A 2,654-nucleotide genomic window follows, 5' to 3' on the forward strand; every position below is an offset into this window, starting at 1 on the left:
CGTGAACCACCAGCGCCAGGATGGTCTCCTGGCGCTCCGTCAAGTCTTGCATCGCGCCCACCTCCAATTAGCACTCTCAGTCGGGGAGTGCTAACAGGTCGGGTTTGATGATAGCATGCGGGAAATGTGTCGTCAAGTCAGGCTGTGGTCCGGGCTCAGGACTGCGGAGTCTGGACGGATCACCGTCCCTGACCGGTTTCGGCGCTGGCGAGTTGAGGTCGCAATTGGGCCTCCCCAGCCGCAAGCTGAGGAAGGCAGGTCATCCCTGGCGTGGTGCGCGCCGGCGCCGGCCTTCCCGGCATTTCCCCAGGACAACTGACACGACTACGTTGCTGCTCCGATCTCAGGCCGCCTACTCTGGCCGGAGTGGAGAGCTATGAGCCGCAAGCTAGGTAGCCTCGTGTCTCACCCATCCCTGCTGGCGGCATACGCCGTGCTCGCGATGCTGGCCACGAATGCTGGCCAGATGCGGCCCGCCGTCGGGCTGCGGCCGCTGCTTGGCCTGCTCGCCGGTTCGGCTGTCCTCTGTTTGATCCTGCGTCTCGTCCTTGGCGATGCCCATCGCGCCGGCATGGCAACCAGTCTGCTGGTTGTGATCCTGCTTTCATACGGACACGTGTACGATGCGCTCAAAGATGCCCTGCCGGGGTCCTCGCCCCGTTGATCCGGCATCGTTGCCTAGTGCCGCTGGTGGCGCCAGCCACCCTGGCCCCGCCCGCGGGCAGGCCGCTGCCGGACGTCTACGACTTAATCATGGACGCCTACGAGCGAGATGATGTACTGCTGGAGATGCACAACTTCGACATCACCCCCATCCTGCGGGAACTCGAGGCGCGAGGCTTCTATGTCGCTCGTGGCAGCCTCAGCAAATTCCGCGAGACGGAATTGTCCCTGACCTCAGTTCTCAATCTCCACTATGTGCAGTCTTTCCAGGATGTGTACTCCCCCCGAGCGCATCTCGACCTGGGGGATCATCCGGAAGATCTCCCGGAACCGTCTGCGCCACGAACTGGAGTGCCTGGGCTACCGGACAGTCGCCTTTGAGACGGGGGCCGTCGGGTCGGAGTGGGAAGGGACCGACTACTTCTACTCCCGGAACTCCGGGCCGTTTGCCGGCCGGAGTCTACTGAGAGGTGTCTCGCGCTTCGAGGCTAGGCTGCTGGATGCCACCTTCGCCCAGGCTTTTCTGGACGCGCTCCGGCAGTCGGAGGTTGCCGGCCAGCCGGCGATGATCGATCCGCTGGACGACGTCCGAGAGCGAATCCTGTTCGCCTTCGACGAACTCGATCGCGTGCCTGCTCTGCCCTCGCCGAGACTGGTCTTCGTTCACATCCTCTCTCCGCACCCGCCGATGGTGTTCGCGAGGAACCAGAGCCGGTCAACGCCGCGGAGTTTGGAACAACCCTGGGGGGGAGGACGGCACTCAACGGCTGCTGGACGCGTACAGTGACCAGGTGTACTACCTCAATCCCCGGCTAGTTCAAGCGGCGGATTCCATCTTGACGCAGTCTGAGACTCCCCCATCATCGTCATTCAAGGCGATCACGATTGGGCGGATCGAAATCACGAAGACAAGATGTCCATCCTCAACGCTTCCCACCTTCCAGGTGGCGGGGCCGGCCGCCTGTATCCGACCACTACCCCGGCGAGCAGTTTCCGGCTGATCCTGGATCAGTACCTGGGTGGTAGCTCCGCTCTGCTCGACAACATCACCTACTTCTCCTATGAAACGGATATGCATGGATTCGAGGTGGTCCCCCACATCTAGGTGCCGGACGGCTGCTGACCAAGCGCCGCCCCCGGTCGGCTGCAGGATGGCTTGAACCCTCCCCATTGGAATAGGCACAGACGCTCTATTTATCCAGCCGGCGTCAGCCGCCCGGGGATTGTGTCAGCAACAACGATGTGACCGCATGGCTTGACAGTGCCCGACTGCACCGATATCATATTCCTCTCCCATCAGGGGCTAGGGACCGAGGTAGCGGATCGTGGAAAGCCTGCCAAGCGTTACCGACAGTTCTTTTGAGACAGTCGTCCTGAGCAGCGAACTGCCTGTGCTTGTCGATTTCGGCGCCGCTTGGTGTCATCCCTGTCGTCAGCTGGACCCGATCGTTGAAGAACTGGCTGGTGAGTGGCAGGGGAAGGCCAAGATCGTCAAGCTAGACATTGACGCCAACCTGGGTACAACCACCCGCTTTGGGGTGATGAGCGTCCCAACCCTGATCCTGTTCGTGGCCGGAGAGCCCACAGAGCGAAGTAGCGGATACCAGCCGAAGAAGAAGGTGGTTGAGCGCTTCGGACCCCACCTGGGCCTGTAAGTCCTCGCCCTCGGATCCGCCTGGTCACCCACCGACGACCCTTCCAGCTGATGGAGTATTGTCTGCCAGCGATGGCCGTGAAGACCCCAGTGGGAAGCTCGCGCCCCACAAAAGACCCCGCCTCCTGACCAGGGGTCTCCCGACCCGCCGGCTGCACCTCGGCCACTATGTGGGCTCGCTCGCCTACCGCGTCCAGCTGCAGGATGAGTACGACTGCTTCTTCATCGTGGCTGACCTGCATACGCTGACGACGCGGCCGGAGAAGCCGGCCTTGCTCGCGATTGGAGAGAACGTCCAGCAAATGGTCCTCGACTACCTGGCGGCAGGGATCGATCC

The 2,654-nt window shown here is 62.3% G+C and carries 5 protein-coding genes; all 5 read left to right on the forward strand.

What is annotated here, in order from left to right:
- Window positions 1-376 precede the first annotated feature (376 nt).
- Window positions 377-664 carry a hypothetical protein gene (locus tag MUO23_06300; GenBank protein ID MCJ7512566.1) on the forward strand — a complete coding sequence of 96 codons (288 nt, stop codon included), beginning with the start codon at window positions 377-379 and terminating at the stop codon, window positions 662-664.
- Between the two features lie 270 nt (window positions 665-934).
- Entirely contained in the window at window positions 935-1,450 is a 516-nt protein-coding gene (locus tag MUO23_06305; GenBank protein MCJ7512567.1) for a hypothetical protein, read from the forward strand.
- Between the two features lie 126 nt (window positions 1,451-1,576).
- Complete coding sequence (locus tag MUO23_06310; protein ID MCJ7512568.1) at window positions 1,577-1,768, forward strand: hypothetical protein; 192 nt, start codon at window positions 1,577-1,579, stop codon at window positions 1,766-1,768.
- A 220-nt stretch (window positions 1,769-1,988) separates the two neighbouring features.
- Entirely contained in the window at window positions 1,989-2,318 is a 330-nt protein-coding gene (trxA, locus tag MUO23_06315; GenBank protein ID MCJ7512569.1) for a thioredoxin, read from the forward strand.
- Window positions 2,319-2,376: 58 nt separating this feature from the next.
- Window positions 2,377-2,654, forward strand: a 278-nt coding sequence (locus MUO23_06320; GenBank protein MCJ7512570.1) for a hypothetical protein, incomplete at its 3' end; no start/stop codon positions are given.

The sequence above is a fragment of the Anaerolineales bacterium genome, assembly GCA_022866145.1.
GTDB lineage: Bacteria > Chloroflexota > Anaerolineae > Anaerolineales > E44-bin32 > PFL42.